Source organism: Cohnella yongneupensis (assembly GCF_042655785.1).
GTDB lineage: Bacteria > Bacillota > Bacilli > Paenibacillales > Paenibacillaceae > Cohnella > Cohnella yongneupensis.
In genome coordinates this window covers 65,568-85,041 of sequence record NZ_JBHSNC010000043.1, presented here as the reverse complement: position 1 = coordinate 85,041, position 19,474 = coordinate 65,568, and the positions used below count along the sequence as shown (strand labels likewise).

At 55.1% G+C, this 19,474-nt stretch carries 12 protein-coding genes; all 12 read right to left on the bottom strand.

Annotated features, from left to right (window positions below):
- Window positions 1-17: 17 nt before the first annotated feature.
- Entirely contained in the window at window positions 18-1,583 is a 1,566-nt protein-coding gene (locus tag ACFPQ4_RS14170; protein WP_378112525.1) for a DUF3502 domain-containing protein, read from the bottom strand.
- Window positions 1,584-1,637: 54 nt separating this feature from the next.
- The gene (locus ACFPQ4_RS14165) at window positions 1,638-3,335 is read right to left on the bottom strand and encodes a CocE/NonD family hydrolase (RefSeq protein ID WP_378112524.1); all 1,698 of its coding nucleotides are present in this window, start codon (window positions 3,333-3,335) and stop codon (window positions 1,638-1,640) included.
- On the bottom strand, window positions 3,319-5,646 hold the full coding sequence (locus ACFPQ4_RS14160) for a glycoside hydrolase family 95 protein (protein ID WP_378112523.1): 2,328 nt from the start codon (window positions 5,644-5,646) through the stop codon (window positions 3,319-3,321). Before ACFPQ4_RS14160 ends, ACFPQ4_RS14165 begins: the two co-directional genes overlap by 17 nt.
- A gap of 89 nt (window positions 5,647-5,735) precedes the next feature.
- Entirely contained in the window at window positions 5,736-7,124 is a 1,389-nt protein-coding gene (locus ACFPQ4_RS14155) for an ABC transporter substrate-binding protein (protein ID WP_378112522.1), read from the bottom strand.
- A gap of 143 nt (window positions 7,125-7,267) precedes the next feature.
- Window positions 7,268-8,257, bottom strand: a complete 990-nt coding sequence (locus tag ACFPQ4_RS14150; protein ID WP_378112521.1) for a carbohydrate ABC transporter permease — start codon at window positions 8,255-8,257, stop codon at window positions 7,268-7,270.
- Window positions 8,254-9,150: a carbohydrate ABC transporter permease gene (locus tag ACFPQ4_RS14145; protein WP_378112520.1), complete on the bottom strand. Its 897-nt coding sequence runs from the start codon at window positions 9,148-9,150 to the stop codon at window positions 8,254-8,256. The genes ACFPQ4_RS14150 and ACFPQ4_RS14145 overlap by 4 nt, the downstream gene beginning before the upstream one ends.
- Window positions 9,147-11,318: a DUF5696 domain-containing protein gene (locus tag ACFPQ4_RS14140; RefSeq protein WP_378112519.1), complete on the bottom strand. Its 2,172-nt coding sequence runs from the start codon at window positions 11,316-11,318 to the stop codon at window positions 9,147-9,149. Before ACFPQ4_RS14140 ends, ACFPQ4_RS14145 begins: the two co-directional genes overlap by 4 nt.
- A gap of 49 nt (window positions 11,319-11,367) precedes the next feature.
- Window positions 11,368-13,383 (bottom strand): YIP1 family protein, encoded by a 2,016-nt coding sequence (locus ACFPQ4_RS14135; protein WP_378112518.1) that lies wholly within the window; start codon window positions 13,381-13,383, stop codon window positions 11,368-11,370.
- A 28-nt stretch (window positions 13,384-13,411) separates the two neighbouring features.
- Window positions 13,412-14,281, bottom strand: a complete 870-nt coding sequence (locus ACFPQ4_RS14130; protein ID WP_378112517.1) for a carbohydrate ABC transporter permease — start codon at window positions 14,279-14,281, stop codon at window positions 13,412-13,414.
- A 4-nt stretch (window positions 14,282-14,285) separates the two neighbouring features.
- Window positions 14,286-15,260: a carbohydrate ABC transporter permease gene (locus ACFPQ4_RS14125; protein ID WP_378112516.1), complete on the bottom strand. Its 975-nt coding sequence runs from the start codon at window positions 15,258-15,260 to the stop codon at window positions 14,286-14,288.
- Window positions 15,257-18,199, bottom strand: coding sequence for an extracellular solute-binding protein (locus tag ACFPQ4_RS14120; protein WP_378112515.1), 2,943 nt, complete (start codon window positions 18,197-18,199; stop codon window positions 15,257-15,259). Before ACFPQ4_RS14120 ends, ACFPQ4_RS14125 begins: the two co-directional genes overlap by 4 nt.
- A complete protein-coding gene (locus tag ACFPQ4_RS14115; protein WP_378112514.1) occupies window positions 18,196-19,326 on the bottom strand; it encodes an ABC transporter ATP-binding protein in 1,131 nt (376 codons plus the stop codon). The genes ACFPQ4_RS14120 and ACFPQ4_RS14115 overlap by 4 nt, the downstream gene beginning before the upstream one ends.
- Window positions 19,327-19,474 lie beyond the last annotated feature (148 nt).

Below are 19,474 nucleotides of genomic sequence, written 5' to 3'. Positions count from 1 at the left end.
TACGACGGCTGCCCCCGCTAGGACTTCTTGTTTGCGAGGTACTGATCGACCTGTCTTTGAACGTCCGCGATCACTTTGTCGATGCCGCTTTCCCGTTGCTTGGCGATATACACCGCCACGGCTTGCTCGACGTTATCCACGTTGCCGAACTCGATCTTTTTCCCGTATCCTTCGTACGTGTCGTCCCGCTTAGCGACTTCCGCCTTGATGTTATCCTCCGTGATGAACAGCCCCTCCACGGGCGAATCCACGTTAACCGGCAAGCTGGCGAACTTCGCCTCTTCCAGCCAGAAGTTCTTCGAATACGTTTGGGTCGGCCGCATGAATTGCGACTTCCAGAACGCCCACTGTCCGCCCCACTCCATATAGTTGCTCGTCATGTACTGCATGTCGCCCGGATATTCGACGGTCTCTCCGTTCAGCACGTACGTTTTGCCCTCGATTCCGTAGAGGACGAGATCGTAGAGCTCGCGGTCCGTCTCGAGCATATCCAGGAAACGAAGCACGCGGTCCGCATGCTCGGAGTTTCGGTTAATGGCCAGCACGTTCGCTAGCTGCGAACGGTTTACGAATCTTTTGTCCGGATATACCCACGACATCTGTTGTCTGAACGAGGGATCCGAGAACCCGGGGTTGGCATACGCCCACTCATGGGACGTCAGCGTAAACATCGTCTTGCCGTTTCTCCACTGGTCCGCCCCGCTCTCGCTATCGATCATCGCGTCGCGGTTGAGAATTTTATCGTCGAACCACTTTTTGGCAAGGTTCCCCGACTCGACATAGAACGGCTGCTGCTCGATCGCGCGAACCGTATGCTTCGGATCGTCCATGTAGAAGCCCAAACCGTGGAAAGCCAGATCGACCCACTCGTCGCGTACGATGAATAGCGCTTGCGGCGGAGTGCGGGAAATCTTGGCGTTCGGATACGCGGCCTTAAGCTCGTGAAGAAGCTTATCGATGTCTTCGATCGTCTTGACCGAATCCGGCTTGCGGACGATGCCGGCCTTCTCGGCGAGATCGACGCGCCATCCCGCGTAAGGGCGTTGATTCATCTTCATAGCCCATGGCAAGCCGACGATTTTGCCGTTCACCGTCGCCGTCGCGAGCGTGCCTTGCTCTTTGTATTTATCGTTCAAGTGCGGCGCGTATTTCGGCAGCAGCTCGTTAAGCGGCATGTAAGAATCTTTGGCCGCCATCTGATTGAACGAAGTATCGGTATCGAAGTTCAAGTCCCATTTATCGCCGGATGCCGCCATAATAAGCAGTCTGCCGGAGAAATCGTTCCATGGAATGAAGTTGATGTTGAATTTGACGTTGAGGCCTTTCGCCTTCACGTAGTCGCTGACTTTAGCCCACACTTCGTCCGTGGCCGCGGGCTTCTCGCCGCCGAAATAGAACTTGAGCGTCACTTCTTGATCGTTGTTCGCCGGCTTTACCTCGTCCGCGTTCCCGTTGGGGCCGGTATCCGAAGTTCCCGGCTTATCGCCGCTGCCGTTGCCGCTGCATGCTGCGAGCAGGAGCACCAAGATGATAGCTAGCGTGCTAGCGATGGCTTTGAAAAGACCGAACGGTTTTCTTATCATTGAACCCACTCCCCTTGTCCCGATATCTCAACGATACCGCCGGGGCAACCATTGTCAAGAAAAATCGGTCGGCAGCTCGATGAACGACGGGAAATTCGTGCCCCAATATACGGTTTGCCATGCTTCGCGAACGTTTTCCTGCCGCGCCCAATCCCCCGCGACGTTCGGATGAGCATGATAGGCAGGATAATTGGACGAGGAGACGTCCAATCGGATGCGCGAGCCGCTGCTTATGCGCCAAGCGATCGGCCATAGCTCGATCCGAATGCGCTCGATCGCGCCCGGCGCATAGCCTAGAGGCGCGGCGGCTCCATTGCGGTAGGCGAGACTCGCGATGCCGTCGACGATGTTGTATGCCTCGCCGTTCGGCAGCACTTCGATCAGCTTAACGGTAAACGCGGTGTCTTCGGCCGTCGATGCGACGTGCAGCGTAACGCTGACGTTACCCGCGATGCGGATCGAACGTTCCAGCGGCTCGGAGACGAACGATAGCAAGTCTTGCCGATAGCCCGGCTCCGGTTGCTTGACGCTGGCGTTCTTCGGCCAATAAGGCTCGCGGCCATAGACGTTCAGCAAGCAACTGCTGCCTACGGTCACGACGGGATCGTTAGGATCGTACTTATAGGACGCCGATTTAGCTATGCCTGGAACCGCCGTCGCTAAGCTTAAACCGGACTCGCCGCTCAGGAAGTATTGCTGCTTTAGGCTGCTAAGCGGCCACTCCCGCCAGTCTTGCCACTCGCCTTCGCCGATCGTATACGCATGAACGACGCCAAGCTCTTCAGCGTAAGGCATTCCCTTCAACGTATGGTCGAACCACGCTAGCACCGCCTTCGTTCCGCCGTTAGTACCGTCTACCCAACCGTTCGGATAGTCGAGATCGCCGTCCGGCGCGATGGCGTGCGTCCACGGGCCGACGACGAACCGGCTCTTCTCGCGAACGTCCTCGCGAAGTGCCCGGTACGATTCGAACATCGTATCGAGCGCGATGTCGAACCAGCCCCCGACAAGGCATATCGGCACATCCACCTTCCCCGGCATCGCCTTTAGCAAGCCGCGAACGCCATCCTCCCAATACGGATCCGCCGGCGAGGGATGCGTGACGACGCCTTCGTACCAATCGAGCTTCCTTCCAAACAACGCCTGATCCATCTCCGCATGCGGGCGATAGCCGTACGCCTCGTAAGCTACCTCGCCCATATCGCGACTAGACCAATCTACGCCCGCGTTCGTGAGCGACCAGGACGTATAGATGTCGTGCCGGAACATGCCGTTCATGTAGGCGAATCGCTGCAAATCCGTGCCCATGACGCACGCGTACATCGTCTTCACTTCAGGCGGCAAAATATCCGCGACGATCCACTGCGTGAATCCAAGGTACGAGCCGCCGTACAAGCCGATGTTCCCGTCCTGCCACGGCTGCGAGACCAGCCAGCGCAGCGCGTCGATGCCGTCTTGCCGTTCGTTCGCGTACGGCTCCCATACGCCTTCGGATGCTCCTCTGCCCCTGCACTCCTGCAAAACGACCGCATAGCCATAGCGCACGAATTGCAGTAAGGACGGATCGCCCGAATCGCTGCCGTCAACGTAGGGATTGCGAACGAACAGCGTCGGCCAAGGCCCCGCGCCGTCCGGCAGCCAGACGTGCGTCTTGAGACGCACGCCGTCGCTCATGCCGACGTACATATGCTTGCTTTCACCCAGCTCGTGCCCAGGCTCGCGCATGGCGAGGCGCTCAGGCATGGAGGACATAAGCGCAGCCTTCTACCGTCTGCCAGCTAAACGCGCCGCCTGGCTCGACCGTTACCGCGATTTCGCGTCCGCCCACGGTTACCGCTAACACTTGGCCTCCCGCGAGAACGACGCAGCGACCGCCTTTCGTCGAGCGAATCGTCGCTCCAGCAAATTGCCCACTGCGCCAGCTTACGTCGACCTCGAACCCGTTCCTCGCGCGAATGCCCGCGATCGATCCTTCCTGCCACGCCGATGGTAACGCCGGCAACAGATGAATCGCGCCCGCATGACTTTGCACGAGCATCTCCGCGATGCCAGCCGCTCCTCCGAAATTGCCGTCGATCTGGAAAGGCGGATGATTGTCGAGCATATTCGGCAGCGTAGAGTGCGAGAGTAGAGCGACCACGTTCTCATACGCTTTCTCGCCGTCTTCTAGTCGCGCCCACATATTAATGATCCACGCGCGGCTCCAGCCGGTATGCCCGCCGCCATGCGCGAGCCGCCGCTCCAGCGTAACGCGCGCCGCATCCGTCCATTCCGGCGTTTCCCTAACGGTAAACCTCGTTCCCGGATGCAGGGCGAACAAATGCGAGATATGTCGATGGCCGGGTTCGGCTTCCTCGTACTCTTCCAGCCACTCCAGTAGCTGTCCATGCTTGCCGATAACCGGCTGAGGCAGCTTGCTTCTGAGCGTTGCCATCGTATCCGCGAAGTCGTCGTCCACGCCAAGCGTCTTCGCCGCTTCGATACAAGCGGTGAACAATTCGTGCAGAATTTGGCTGTCCATGGAAGGTCCCATACACACTTGGCCGGACTCACCGTTCGGTAGAATGTACGTGTTTTCCGGCGATACGGACGGCGACGTGACGAGCAAACCGTCCTTCGTCTCGATCAGGAAGTCTATGTAAAACTCGGCGGCTTCCTTCATCGTCGGATAAGCTCTTTCCAGGAATTCGCGATCCGTCCCGTATACGTAATGCTCCCACAGATGGAGGCTCAGCCACGCGGCACCCTGCGTCCAGAAAGTCGCGGGAATATATATATCCTGCGGCGCCGTATCGCCCCAAATATCCGTGTTATGGTGCGACATAAAGCCGCGGCAGCCGTACATAACTCTCGCCGTTCGTCTGCCGGGCTCGCGCATCCGCTCGAGCATATCGAACAAAGGCTCATGGCATTCCGCCAAGTTGCCGGATTCCGCAGGCCAATAATTCATCTCCGTATTAATGTTGATCGTATATTTGCTATCCCACGGCGGCAGCATGATGTCGTTCCATTTGCCCTGCAAAGTGAGGGGCAACGATCCGGGACGACTGCCGGAGACGAGCAGATAGCGGCCGAATTGGTAATAAAGCGGAACGAGACCGATATCGCTCGCACCGTTATGCACCCTCTTCAGCCTCAAATCAATCGATAACGAGTCGCATTCGCGCCCCGAAGCGGCATCGACCGCCAAATTGAAATCGACCCGATCCATAAGCGAACGAAAATCCGAAATGTGCCGAGCTTTGAGCGTCTCATAGCTCTGTGCAGCCGCGAGACTTATAACGCGCAGCGAATCCGCCTCCGGATCTTCATGGCGGAACGAAGTGGCCGCGGCGACTAGCAGCGTGACGCTATCCGCTTGCTCGATCAGCATGTACTCGCCGATAATCTTTACGCTTCCGCCGTCGGCGACGGCGTTCACGATGCCGCGGAAGTCCAATCCGCCTTTACCGCCGGTGTTGCCCCGCATGACGAGCGTCGAAGCGTCCGCCTTTACGATTTCGTCGTAATAACGATTCGAGCCTCGCGTCAACCGCGCCCGCAGCGAAATCCCGCCTGGGCTCGAGCTTGTTAACCGGACGACGATGACGTTATCCGGAAAGCTGGCGAAAGTCTCGCGCGCGTAGGTCGTATTTCCGACGCGGTACTCCACTCTCGCAATCCCTTCCGACAAATCCAGCTCTCTCGAATAATTCGTAACCTCGCCGGGAGGAAGCTTTAGATTCAGCCCCAAATCGCCAAGCGGCTGGTAATGTCGCTGGGATTCCGGAACGCCGGTGAACGCCATTACGGCTAAGTCCTGCGCTTCTCTTATGCGACCCTCCGCGATTAGCTGTCTCAAAGTTCCCAGATGCGCCAACGCGTCGGGATTGTTGCGGTCTGAAGGACCTCCGTACCATACGCTGTCTTCGTTTAACGCCAACCGTTCGCGGCGCGGATCGCCGAATACCATAGCCGCCAACTTGCCGTTGCCGATCGGGTAAGCCTCTTCCCATGCGGCGGACGGACGGTCGAATCGGATCACGCCTGCATGCCGTTGCCCCGAAGTCCTTTGTTCGTTCATGATGATCATCTCCACCCTTTCTTCTCCGAGCAGACCAAAGGGAGCGGAATCGTTCCTCTCCGCCCCCTCCGTCCTTCTCTACGAACCTATTATTTCAACGCGGCCCGCAGCTCAAGCGTACGCTTGTTCCACTTTTCAATTGCCGGCGCAATCTCGCTGAAGTCCGGTTCGTCGCCCGTAATCAATCGGTTACCAATGCCGTTGGCATCATACTCCGACCAGCCTGGAATCATTACGCCTGGCATGATCATTGCGTTCTTCTTAGCAATTTGCACGGCCTCGAAGTTTTTGCCTTGCCACATTGGCGTCTTTTGATAGTAAGCGTCGATATCCCCATCGACGATCGAAGCGTTCGCGCCTTGGTCGATTTTCCACATTTGCGCTTCTTTCGTGAATTGGAAGCTCAGCCACAGGAACGCTTCTTTCTTGTGCTTCGAACCAGCAAGCAACGCGAGCGGTCCGTAGATCGTGTAGCCCGGTTGCTTAACTTTTCCTTTAGGGAACGGCAATACGTCCCACTCGAACTTAGCGTCGGATTTCAACTTAGGCAGTACCCAGTCTCCGCCGATCGCGAAGCCGGTTTTGCCGTTGATGAATTCGTTCACGAGGCCGCCTTGCTCGGATGCTTTCGTATTGTTGAGCATGGAGCCGTCTTTCGTTACGAACTCGGACAGCCATTTGATATCGTTGATAACGTCAGGCTCTGCCATTCTGGATTGCGTCAAGTCCGCATTCATGTACCAGAGGTTGTCGGCATGTCCGTCCGCTACCGCTTTCGTGCTCAAGAGGCGCATTTGCCATTCAGGCTGCGTCGTCAAACCGTATTCGCCCGCATCCGGGTTCGTCATCTTCTTCGCGTATTCGCGGAAGTCGTCGTACGTCCAGTCGTTCGGCGGCATTTCCAGACCGTTTTTAGCGAGCAGGTCTTTGTTGACGAGAATCCACATCGGTACGTCTACCATCGGTACGGCATACTTCTTGCCACCGATCGCCATCGTGTCGAAGAATCCGTTAGGCAATGTTACGCTTTGCATGGTTGGGTCGCTGTCGATATAAGGCGTCAACTCTTCGACCAAGCCGTTTTGTTGGAACGCGATCAGGTCTTGATCGATTTCCGTTACGTCGGCAGGCGTACCTGCTGCTTCGAGCGCGGCGATGATTTCCATAATCGGCTGGCTGTTGACCGGAGTTTGCTTGATCGTAATCCATGGATATTTTTTGTGGAACAAGTCGTAAAGCGGGTTGTACGTGTCTTTCCAAGAGATGAAATTCAGCTCGACCGGCGTTTGGTCTTCCGGAGCCGCGCTTGGCGATGCGGACGGATCAGCCGATGCGGACGGATCCGCGCTCGTGCTCGGGCTAGCGCTCGGGCTAGCGTTGCCGTTGTTATTGTTGTTGCCTCCGCCGCAAGCGGAAAGTACGAGTGTCATAATTAATACGATGCTGAGTACCCAAGCGAATGAACGTTTGTTTTTCACTGTATTGCCTCCCCTAATAATTTAATTTCGTTTTTGTACTGCCGAATGAATGAATCCATATTGAACCTTCAAGCAGAAAATCAGGCTCGGTGCTTCTTTTCTGCCATCACCCCCCTCACGGAATGTCATGCTCCTCAAGATGGCTACTCTACGATTCCCGTTCTCTCGATTCCGGTTATGAACCAACGTTGCAAGAACATGAAGACGATTATCGGCGGCAGGATGATCAGGAATGCCGCGCCCATCTTGGCGCTCTCGGTCGTCGGGTTAATGTCGTTCAGGTTCTTCTGCCCGAGCAATGACGGATTCAATACCTCTTCCAACCGGTCAAGCCGAATCGATAGCGGCGTGAAGTCGTTGGCAAGGAACATGGAAGGTTCGTAATACAGGTTCCAATACCAGATGAACGAGAACAAGAAAACGACAAGGCAAGCGGATCTGGCGAGCGGCAGCATAATGCGGAAGAACAAGCGGAAGGACGACGCACCGTCGAGCTTCGCCGCCTCTTCCAGACTGATCGGCTGCGCTTTGAAAAATTGCCTGAAAATCAAGATGAAGAGCGCGCTCTTCACGCCTTGACCGAAAATAGCCGGCACGAGGAATACCCAAATCGTGTTCAGAATGTGCAGCTTGCTGTAGATAATGTAGAGCGGGATGACGATTATTTGCGGAGGCAACAGGAACGTCAGGATGACGAGCGCCGTTATGACCCCTTTGAACGGAACCGCCAGCTTGGCTAGCGCATATCCGGTAACCGCGCATATCATCACTTGGATGAGCGAGCAAGATACGGATAAGAGCGCCGTATTGCCGAGCGCTTCCTTATACTTCAACCCTCTGATCGCCTCGGACAGGTTGTGCCAAGTTACTTCGCGCGGGATTAGACCGACGGTCGGATCCAACAGGTCGCTTAGCGGCTTGAGCATCGTGCTTATCATGTAGAACAAAGGCTGCAAATACAGATAACCTACGATCGACAGCAACACGTAAAGGATGAGTTTGGCGATGATGCCGTCCGATATATTGCGACCGAGCAAAACCACTTTAATCCGTTGAGCGGTACGGCTCCAGAGCACGCTCTTGATTTGCCGTCCGACCCTTTCGACTTTCTCGGTCCATACTCCGCTACTCATGCGCGAGCCCTCCTCTTATTCATGCTCCGGCTGAAGAACCACATGACGATCGCGATCAGGACGAAGATGAATCCGAAGTAAATCCAGGCAAGGGCATTCGAATAGCCGTAACCGGTTTCCAGCAAAATCATGTTCTTCTTGATATGCGCGAGCACCGGGTTGTACGGGAACGTGAACAGATCGACGATCGTATACAGCACGTTCAAGCTAATGAACGGGATGCTGGCCGGCAACGTGATCTTCCAGAAGCTATCCCACGGCGACGCGCCGTCGATGCGAACCGCCTCGTAGATCGACGGGGATATCGTCTGGAAGCCTGCGATGAAGATCAGAATCTGTACCCCTGAGTACCAGAGAATCAGAACGGCTTTGCCGAGAACGGCCATGACGGTCGAAGCGGCCTCGCGACCGACGTATTGCTGGATCAAAGGTCCTAGATCGTATTGCTCTAAGAACGGAATATCGCCCGCACCCTGATTGAACAGCTCCGAAAGCACCTGTCCGGTAGCGAAAATAACCGGTAGGAAGAACATCGCACGATAGAGGAAGCGACCGGGAAACTTCTGATTGAGCATCAAAGAGATCAATAGCGCGAAGATGACGATAATCGGCACCATGAGCAGCATTTGCTGGAAGAACGTAATAAGCTCGATCGGGAAAACGTTGTCGACGACGAAAGCGTCTTTATAATTTTTGAGCCCGATCCAGTCGTACTTGAACCCGCCCGGTACGATCGTGACGTGGTGGAACGACATGTAGAGCGACCAGCCGACCGGATAAGCGACGAACGCGCAGAACCCGATCAGCCAAGGGAGCATGAACAGCATGCCGACCCCGTATTGCTTGCCGAAGAACAGGAGTCTTTGGCGTTTAGCGTTTAGCGGCTTGTTCAAGCGCCTCCACCTCCTTCAACGGCGAACGTCTCTTTGTTGTAATCGACGACGACTCGGGTGCCGTCTTCGTAGGTCGTGGCGAATACGTTTTCCGAAAGCTTCTCGTGATTCACGATTTTTTGGTTGTACAATTTGGCGAGCTTATCGAACTCTTTGTACTCCGCGCCTATGCGGTCCGCCCACTTGGCGTACTGGCTGCTGACCAGTGCGTCCCACGTGAATTTCATCTTGCGAGCCTCGTCGTAGGTCAAGTAGTACGCCGGCATCGCGCCGTATTCGATGGCCTTAAGGAACTCAGGCTTGACGTCGTTGCGCAAGTTGCCATCTTGGAACTTGTACGGCACGAAGCCGTGGACGACGATTGGATAGAAAGGCACGGTCTCGTCGACCAGGAAGTCGTAGCTCGAATCGTACGGGAAGTAGTCGATGTTGGTGAGGTTTGCTAGCGAATACGCATTGCCCCTCCATACGCTCGCTCTGCCCAACGTCTCTCGCGTATATTTCAGTAAGCCTTGGTAGATATCGATCGTATCCTGACGCGTAGCGATTGCCCCGGGATCATAGTCGTTGAAGAGCATTTCGCCGACCCAATCGAATTGCAAGCCGGAAACGCCGATTTCCTTCAGCTTCTGGATCTCGTCGTAAGCCATGTCGACCGTTCTGGCCGGCTTGCTTAGGAACCAGCCATCCGGGTCTACGAAGGTGATCCCTTCGACGCCCCTAATGCCGCTCGTCTTCGGCGACAAGCTGGTATTATCTTTGTTTAACCAAATGAAGTTGTCGTAGAAAGAGACCGGGATATCGCGGGATTTCATCTCGTCGATGAACTTCTTGGCCCCGGAAGTGCCGCCGAGCGACGATTCGATAGGGAACTTCTTATCCATATTGAAGCCGCCCATGTTCTGCCAGCCGAAGTAAACGACCTCCATGTTGGCGACGCCTCTCTCTTGCATGTCCTTAACGATTTCGGTCGCTTGCGCGAACGTCGTGGCCGGGATGTATTTCACCTTGTTGTATGCCTCTGTGATGCTGCCCCCCAAAATTTTCAAATATAGGGGAACGTGCTGGACTGGCGCAAGCTGCTTGCCGATGCCGTCAGTCTCCGTCAAATAGTCGCGGTAGGCATTCGCCATGCCTACGTAACCGGCATCCTTACCGCTAATAAAGCGGAATTCGACCTCGCGGTCCGTGTCCAGCCTCTCTTTTTGTACTTGTTTGATCGGAACCGACTTTAAGCTTCGGAAGTACAAATAGTCCTCGCGGTAAATTTGGTTCGAATACGCGTTGTAAAGACTGGAATTTTTCCCCGGAGGCATCGCCGCGATTCTCGCGGTAGCCGCTCCCTTCGTCAGTACGGCGACGTAAGCCTCGTCGCCCTTCTTCACGCCGTATACCGGATAAGAAATGTCTTCGCGCCGCTCCCCTGATTTGGTGAAGTTGTTTATGTTCGTCGGCTCGAGCCCGTATACTTGGTGCAAATAGCCTTTCGAAATATTGGAACGGTTCGCGTCGAACTTCACGATGCCTCCCGGTCCGTCCGGCACGAAAATGTATCCGTCTTCGCCCGGCTCCGCCGCGCCGAAGTAAGGCAACAAGTCAAGTTCGAAGACGACGAATTCCTTCTCTTCCTTAATGCCGTCGGTCGGCACGCGAACCTTAAGCCCGCTTGGCGTCAGCTCGTACTGGATCGCGAGGCCGAGGCCGAGGTCCGGGTAGCCGTAAGTCACCTGAAGCCCGGTATCGTTCTTGATCATCGATACCGTTAACTTCTTATCGATCGAGTTGACGGTTTTGCGGATCGTCTGGTCTCTGCCCGACGTCGTTACGTACGTCAGCACGAACGGGGATTGCAAGTTCGCGAGAGGGAGCCCTTTGACCGTCTGTTTCGCCAACTGCTCCTGCGTCGGGTTACTCGTCCAGCGATATCCCGTCTGCTTATTGACCAAAGCGATTTGCGTATTGTCGGGACGAACGAAGAGCGCGAATCGATCGTTCTCGAGCGCTTTGGCGAAGCCGTCCGCCTCCGCGGCCGGAGACCAAGCGGCCCCCGTATACAGAGGCGCGTGCTCATTGACCGGTTGGGCGATTCCGGCTTCCGCCAGAGCTTGCGCAAGCGGCGTTTCGCCGCCGCGCAGGAAGAACGTCAGCACGAAAGCGGCAAGGATCACGACGGCAACGGCGATCAGCTTTACGCGAAGGGATAGGCGCTTGATGAAGTTAACGATAGAGACTCACCTCTTTGTAAAGCTGATAGATAAAGTCGTACAGGTTGTAAGATAATCCGAAAATAATGAAGCCGAACAGCCAGATCGTGGCGATCGTGAACACGGTGATGAGCGAGTTTTTGATCGTCTCCACGAATTCGAAATTATGAATGACTTGAGTCATGACGAAGAACATAACGGCCATCCAGAGGTACATAAGCGACGTTAGCGAGCCGATCAGTACTTTCTCGTCCAGCGACAGAACGTTGGACAGGATCAAAATCGGCACGGAGAAGACCAAATACGGCGCCAGCGCGTACGTGCTGCCCTGAATGACCTCCCTGAACTTCCCTTCTCCGTCTTTGATGCTGCATACGAGATAGTTGGCGATAATCCAAGTAACCCATGGGAGGACGAACAACTCTAGCTCCCTGTAGATGTCGATGAACTGCAGGAGAACCGGGTGGAACAGGAAGCCGGTCCAATAGACCGTCATGATTTTCATGATCAAGACGGAGACAAGCAGCAGCGCCATAATCCACGGCGAGACTCTCGCTTCCTTCAAGCGGTAGAACCCTTCGTACGGATGGAACATGACGTAGAAGAAGTTGCGCAGCTCTGCGAGCGGCCGATTTAACTTTTCCGGCACCGGCCTGCGTTGCGTCAGCTTGCGAACGCCTCTCGGGATATATCGCAAGAGAAGATAGAGGGCGACGAGACCGCCGATCAAGCCGAGGAAGTTGTTTTGCAACCAATCCAGCCGGATTTCCCAGAACGCCTGCGAATACCCTTTCGTATCGAACGCTTCCTTCATGAAGTCGAGCGCTTTATCGTTGTTCTGCTCCTCGAGGTACACTTTGCCGAGCCCTTCGTAGGTGCCGTTAAACAGCTCGTTGCGGGAGTATACGTGTTCCCAGTAAGGCTTGCTCTCTTCGTACTTGCCGTCGTAGTAAAGCGTGAGCGCATTCATGACGTCGTTGCCGAATTCGGTGCGATAGAACTTGTGCACCGTCTTCGTGCCGCTGTCCGCGACCCAAATGTTGTTCTTCGAGTCGATTCCGACGCTAGTCGGGAAGCCGAATACGCCTTTCTGCTGCGTACCGACGTCGGTGAAGCCGAAGGCGAACAGCACGTCTCCCGTCCGATCGAAAATATTGACGCGCCCGAAGTCCTGGTCGACGTTGTACATAAAACCGTTCGAGTCGATCGCCACGTCCACGATTCCTTGGCTGTGCTGGAAGTCGCGACCCTTGAAGCCGTCGATGCCTCCGGCGTTCAGCTTTCGGATCGCCGCTTTGCCGAAGTCTCCGCCCGTCGACGTGTAGATGAAGCCGTCGTCGTCTATGGAGACGTTAGCGATCGGTCTCGGCAGGTTGGCGTCTTCCTTCGCGAGTTGTTGTTTGTTCAAAATCAGCTTCTTGAGCCAGTTAAGCAGCGACTGCGGCGCCTTGTTCGCCCCGAAGTAACCCATGAATTCGCCTTCGGGGCTAATGCGGACCAGCCCTTGGTAAGACGAGTTCATATCGATGTACATAACGCCGCGCCGGTCGACGACTAACTTGATCGGAACGAAGTGCTCCGTCGCCAAGAGATCCGTCTCAGGCTTCTTGTATTCCCTTGCGAACGTGCCGTCCGCAGCGAATACCGCGATCCGCTGGTTGCCGGAATCCGCGACGTAGATTTGGCCTTCCGGCGTAACGAACACGCCTTCCGGCGAACTCAGAGATCCCGGGCCTTCCTCGTCGCCGATCGTCTTGATCAGGTTGCCGTCGTTGTCGAGCACGTAGATCGCGTCGTTGCCTTTGTCGGCGACGTACACTTTGTCGTCGGAACCGACCGTCAAGTCGACGGGCTCGCCGAACATGCCCCCGTATGCGGCTTTAGGCTTGTAAAGCTCCTGAATTTTGATCCATACAGACTGGTTCTTATCAAAATAAGTGGTTTGGTAAGGGAGCCTTGCGGAAGCCGTACCCGGCAAGGTCAACCCAATTACCGCTGCAAGAAGCAGGAAAGCAAGCAATCTCTTCATGGTTCCGACTTCCTTTTGCTGGAGTGAATTACTTGATTCCGGAATGGACCATCGTCTCGAGCACGCGCCGTTGGAAGAACAGGAAGATGATCAAGTTCGGGATGAACATCAAGAGTCCGGCCGCGGCCGCCACGTTCTGACCGGCTACGTTGTTCTGAAGGCCGGTGACCAAAGTGTTGACATAGAACGCGAGCGTGCGCATCGTCTCGTCTTGCATGAACAAGGTCGACGTCTCCACGTCTCCCCACACGCCCTGGAACGTGAAGATCGAGATCGTCGCGATCGCGGGTACCGATAGCGGCAACACGATTTTCCTGAATATGCCCAGCTGGCTCGCTCCGTCGATCTTCGCCGCCTCCAACAGTTCGTTAGGGATTTGGGAGATGAAGCCGATCAGCATGAACACGGCGAGAGGCGAAGCCAACGCGGGCAAGATGTGCCCGAAATAAGTGTCGTTGATATGCAAACCGCTGATGATCAAGTACCTCGGAATGCTTACCGTCTCGGGTGCGAACATCAGAGACAGCGTGATGAGCGATAGGATAAGTCCTTTAAAATGAAACCGGAATTTCGCGAGCACGTAACCGGCCATCGTACTGACAATGATGACGGTGAACACCGTCATTCCGGCTACGATAATGCTGTTGAATAAATACCGGGTGAATGGCACCGTCGCGTTGTTCGCATGCAGGAAAAGCAGTTCGAAGTTGCGCCAGGACGGATTTTGCACCCAGAACCGCGGCGGGAATAAGAACAGCTCGTTCTGCGGCTTGAAAGCATGGTTGAAGATGAAGATGATCGGAAGCGCCATGAAGGCCGCGAGTCCGGTGAACAACGTAACCAATATGACTTGGAACGCCGATAGTCGGCTAAGCTTACGCTTGAGTGTCACAATCATCGTTCTATAGCTCCTCCTTCGATCCGAACAACCGATAGGCGAACCTCATCGCGAAATAGCTGACGATGAGCAGCATGACGGATATCGCAGAGGCGTAACCGAGCTCGAAGCGGATGAACGCGTAATCGTCGATATGGTTGATGACCAGATGTCCCGCGTATTGCGGCGTTACGGGCAAACCCGTCAATTGGGTGGAGATACTGCCCGCCTTAAGCGTCGTCACGATCGTCATGACCGCGCTGAACAGCATTTGCGGCTTCATTGACGGAAGCGTAATGTAAAACACTTCTTGCAAGCGATTCGAGATGCCGTCGATGCGACCCGCTTCGTACAGCTCGCGGTTTACGGTCTGCAGACCGGCGAGCATGGCGAGGAAGCCGACGCTGAAGCTAATCCATAGCGAGACGAGAATCATGACTTTCATGAGGTAATCCGGATTTTGCAGCCAGATGATCGGGTTGTCTATTAATCCCATCTTAAGCAGGAAGTTGTTGACATACCCGACGCGGTCGCCGCTGAACGCCGCGATCCATACTACCGATAAGGCAACGGCGCCCGCCATCGACGGAGCGTAGAACGCAAGCGTGTAGTAGTCGCGCACGCGAACCGGAAGCTGATGGATGAGCCAGGCGAACAGGAATGCCAGCACATATCCGCCGGGTCCGACGATGAGCGCGAACTTGAACGTATTCGGCAGCGCCTTAGTAAGAAAGACGATATCCTGCGTGAACAACATGAGATAGTTGTCGAAGCCGATGAATCTAAGCGAGCTGAAGCCGTCATAAGAAGTGAAGCCGAGCGTCGCCGCCATGATGACGGGAACGACGATGAAGATGCTGAAGCAGATTAAGAACGGCGCGAGGAACAGGTAGCAGAACGTATCGCGCTTAATCTCTCGGACAAATTGCAATAGCTTCTTGCCAAGGTTGGACTTGCGTCCAACCTTGGGCAATGCGGGAGAAAGCTCCGTATTCGTCATCGAGTTTCCTCCCATTCGTAAGGTTGCGTAATTTGCGGAATGTGCAAGTCGTCGTCAGCAGTAATGCCGAAGTCCGTCTGCCTGCGGTTCATCTCGCGCTGGATGGAAGTTTGCGCTTTCTCTAGCGATTCTTGCGCAGGCATCCGGTCGAACACGGTTCTGTTCCAAGCGAAATCCATTTCCCGCGAGACGAAGTAGTAGCCCGGAACGTACGGCATGTTCTTCGCCCATCTAGCTTGCTCGCGCAGCGCAGCGGCCTCATCGTTCGTCCAAGGGAGCGTCTTCATCGCATTGACGTTAGCCGTGTTCCAACGGAACTCGGGGCCGTAGAACGATTCGATGTCTTTGGCGTATTGCGACTGCACTTCGTCGGACGTCCACCATTTCAGGAATTCCCATGCGTCGTCCTTATGTTCGCTCTTCTTCATGATCATGCCGGCCGAGATCCCTTGCGGAGACCATCTGGCGACTGTACCGTCCGCTTGCTTGTTTCCAGGGAGCGGAGCCATCTTCCAATGACCCGTAATCTCCGGAGCAGCGACGGTTAACTGCACGTAAGTGTTGAAGTCCGCGATTCCGATCGGAATATCGCCATCGCGGAAATGCTGGAAGAACGCTGGTATATCGATTGGCAAGTTAAACTTCGCGTACAAATCGGTATAACGCTTGAACGCGGCCATTCCTTCGTTCGTCATGAGCGTGCTCTTCAGGCCGTCCGCCGAGTAAAGCTCGGCGCCGCTTTGGAAGAACATCGTCGCGAAATCCGCCTTCGGATAGCTCATCGTCATGCCGTTCTCTTGCAGCGTCGGCAATATCGTGAACAAGTCGTCCCACGTGTCCGGCACTTTCAGATTCAAGCTGTCGAAGATATCCGTGCGATAGAACATCATCTGGAAGTTCTGGACTTCCGGCAGCCCGTAAACGCCGCCGTTATAATCCATCGCTCTTCGCGTTCCCGGAATGAACCGGTTGAACACGTCTTCAAAGCCTGGGTACTTCGACAAATCTTCAACCGCGTTCCGCATCGCGTAATCGGCAGGCGTCGCTTCGCCGATTCCGAGCGCGACGTCCGGCACTTCGCCGGCCGCGTTACCGAGCACGAGCTGGTTCGGGTTCGGCATCAAGCTGATGTTGACTTCGATGCCCGTCTTCGGCGTAAAGTCCGTGGCTACCATCTCGCGCAGCAGATCGACGTAGTCGCGTCCGCGGGACACCCAAATCGTGAGCGATTTGTCGTTATGCTTCTTCACGTCGTAATCCATATAGAAGGAACGGGCAAAATCTTTCAACGCATACGGGACGCGGGATATTCCGGTCGGCTCTTTGAAACCCGGATCCGTGCCCGGCGTGCGTACCGTAATGAAATCCAGCAGCAACGGTTGCTGCGTGAGCGTCGTCATCCATGTCCCGATGTTGCTCTGGATCGTCGAGAAGGTGTCCAGTTTGTTCGGGATTTCGTCGACGTCGGATCGAAGCTTCTTCAGAATGTCGATGGAATTAAGAATGCCTTCCGCAAGATCCGAGTCGATGCCGTTCACGCCGTTAATATAGTCGCGAATGTCCGACAACCGCTTAATGAAACCGTCCAGCGTCGCCTCGACTTGCGGATCGTACTTCTTCATATCCCACGTTCTTTGCGCGTCCGTGTTCGCGTCGTACGACTTGACGCTGTAGTTACCCGTCAATAACCGCACATGGCGGTCGTAATCGGCCAGCTGCTGCAAAATATCCCTAAGCGCGAGCGTGATCGGCTGAAGCTCGGAGGAATCCGCCGTCATGCGCAACGTGTGATCGCCTTTCGTTAGATAGAACCGATATGGCTGAGCTTGGTCGCCGCCAATCGAATCGATCGTGAACTCCCGATTGAACTTCAAAGAATAATGCAGCATTTCCTGGAAAGGCACCGCGCCGTCAAGCTCGATCGTGCGGTACGCCTTAAAGCCGTTGCGGTAATTCTGGTAATCCTTCAGATCGATCTCGTACCAACCGTCTTCGGGAACGCTAAGTTTCCATTCGACCCATTCGCCCGGATTGCGCCATCTGCCGCCTCCGAGCACGTTGTACGTAATGCGGCCCTTAGGTTGCGGAGATACGTACGGCTCCGACCAATGGTCCGTCTGAATCAATAGGCTTGATTTCTGTTGGAAATTTTCCGCCTCTACGGAGGCATACCAATTCGGCTTCTGCACGAACGCCGGATGCGCCGCTTGGTATTCGGCGTAAGTTTGCAGCTTGGCTTTCGGCTTGAACGTCAACGAACGAATGTCCACCGATTCCTTGATGCCGATCAGCCGCACCGTGTGCTTGCCTGGCTCAAGTCGATACAAGAGCGGTTCGGACGATACGCTGAAATCGTTCACCGGCTTAACCGTCCACCCTACGATCTCTGTTTGTTGCGGGCGGATCTGCTGTCCGATTTCATTACGCTCGTAAGGATATTTGGCGTCTTTCCAATGACGCTCGAATTCGACGCCTTGCGATTCTAGGAATGGATACTTACCATCGATCTGAATGCCGCGGGTAACGGGGCCGTTACCGCCTTCCATCGGCTTATAGTCGAGATACAGCTCATACCATCCCGCGCTCGGTGCGTCGAAGCTCCATTCGACCCAGCCGAGATCGTTGCTCCACGTCAGCGAAGCGCCGTCCGCGTCGTTCGCCTTCGCTAGCTTAGCCGCCGGATCTGCACCGGTGTAGTCGACCGCGTTCAACGCGATCGGCTCGCCGTCGGTAGCCGTTCCCGACGCAGCGTTGTCCGCCATTAACTTCGCGTATGGCAGTATGGCGTCGGTCTCCTTGTACGCGAGCATGTCCGCAGCGGTAAGGGTAGAGGCGTAAGTGACCGGTTCCCCGCCGTAAGCCCAACGATACCCGCCGAAGATAACGACGATGATCAAGGCGAGCCGTATGGCGATGCGAGTCCACTTCTGCTTCCTCATCCTTCATCTCCTCCGACCGCGAGCGATAAGCCCGTATTCTCGTCGAAGAAATGAACCTTATCCATATTGAAAGCGATTGCGGGTTTATCCTCGCTGACATAGGAAATGCTCGGGTCGACTCTGGTGATGATCTTGTAATCGCCCACCGTCGCATAGACGTAACTATCCGCCCCGGTCACTTCGGAGAATTGAACTTCTCCCTGCATGAAGATGTCGTCTTGTTCCGCAGGCATGTGCGGTTGCATGATGACATGCTCCGGTCTGACGCCGAACACTACGTTGCGCAACGTTTTGTTCAATTGATTCAGTTGCTGGTCGTATTTGCGCGGAATGAGCAATTTCATCCGCTTGTTGTTGAAGTAATATCTACCTTCTTCGAGCGTCACGTTGCCGGGAATGAAGTTCATTTGCGGTGAACCGATGAATCCGGCAACGAACAGATTCGCCGGCTCGTCGTACAGCTTCTTCGGCGGCGCGACTTGCTGGATGACGCCGTCCTTCATAACGACGATACGCGTACCCATCGTCATCGCCTCGACTTGGTCGTGGGTGACGTAGACGGTCGTACGCTTCAGGTCGTTCTGAATTTTAATGAGCTCCGCGCGGGTTTGCGCTCTTAGCTTCGCGTCCAAGTTGGAAAGCGGTTCGTCCATCAGGAACACTTGCGGTTCCCGGGCGATCGCCCGACCTAGCGCCACGCGCTGCTTCTGACCGCCGGACAGTTGGTTCGGCTTCCGGTCCAGCAGATGCGCGATTTCGAGAATGCGCGCGACGCGGTTGACCCTCAGCTCGATATCGAACTTCGGCGTTTTACGCAACTTCAGGCCTAGCGCGATATTTTCATAAACCGTCAGATTCGGATATAACGCGTAGTTTTGGAATACCATCGCGATATCTCGGTCTTTCGGCGACGTGTAGTTGATGAACTTGCCGTCAAGGTACAAATCTCCGCTCGTGATCTCTTCCAGTCCGGCTAGCATGCGCAACGTCGTCGATTTGCCGCAACCTGACGGACCGACCAGCACGAGAAACTCACCATCTTCGATCGTCAGGTGGAAATCGTTAACGGCCGGGCGCGCTTCTCCTTTGTAGTGTTTGAACACGTGGTTGAATGTAATGCTTCCCACCCATACTCACCTCTCGTAATATCTGTTCTGCCAGCTTGCATTCATGTTACCGCAATGCCTTTGGAGCAAGTAGGAGTGAAAGTTGGCTTTTACAGTCTAAAATTAGCCTCTTCGACAAGGCGCGAAATAAAAGGAAAAACCGCCCAAA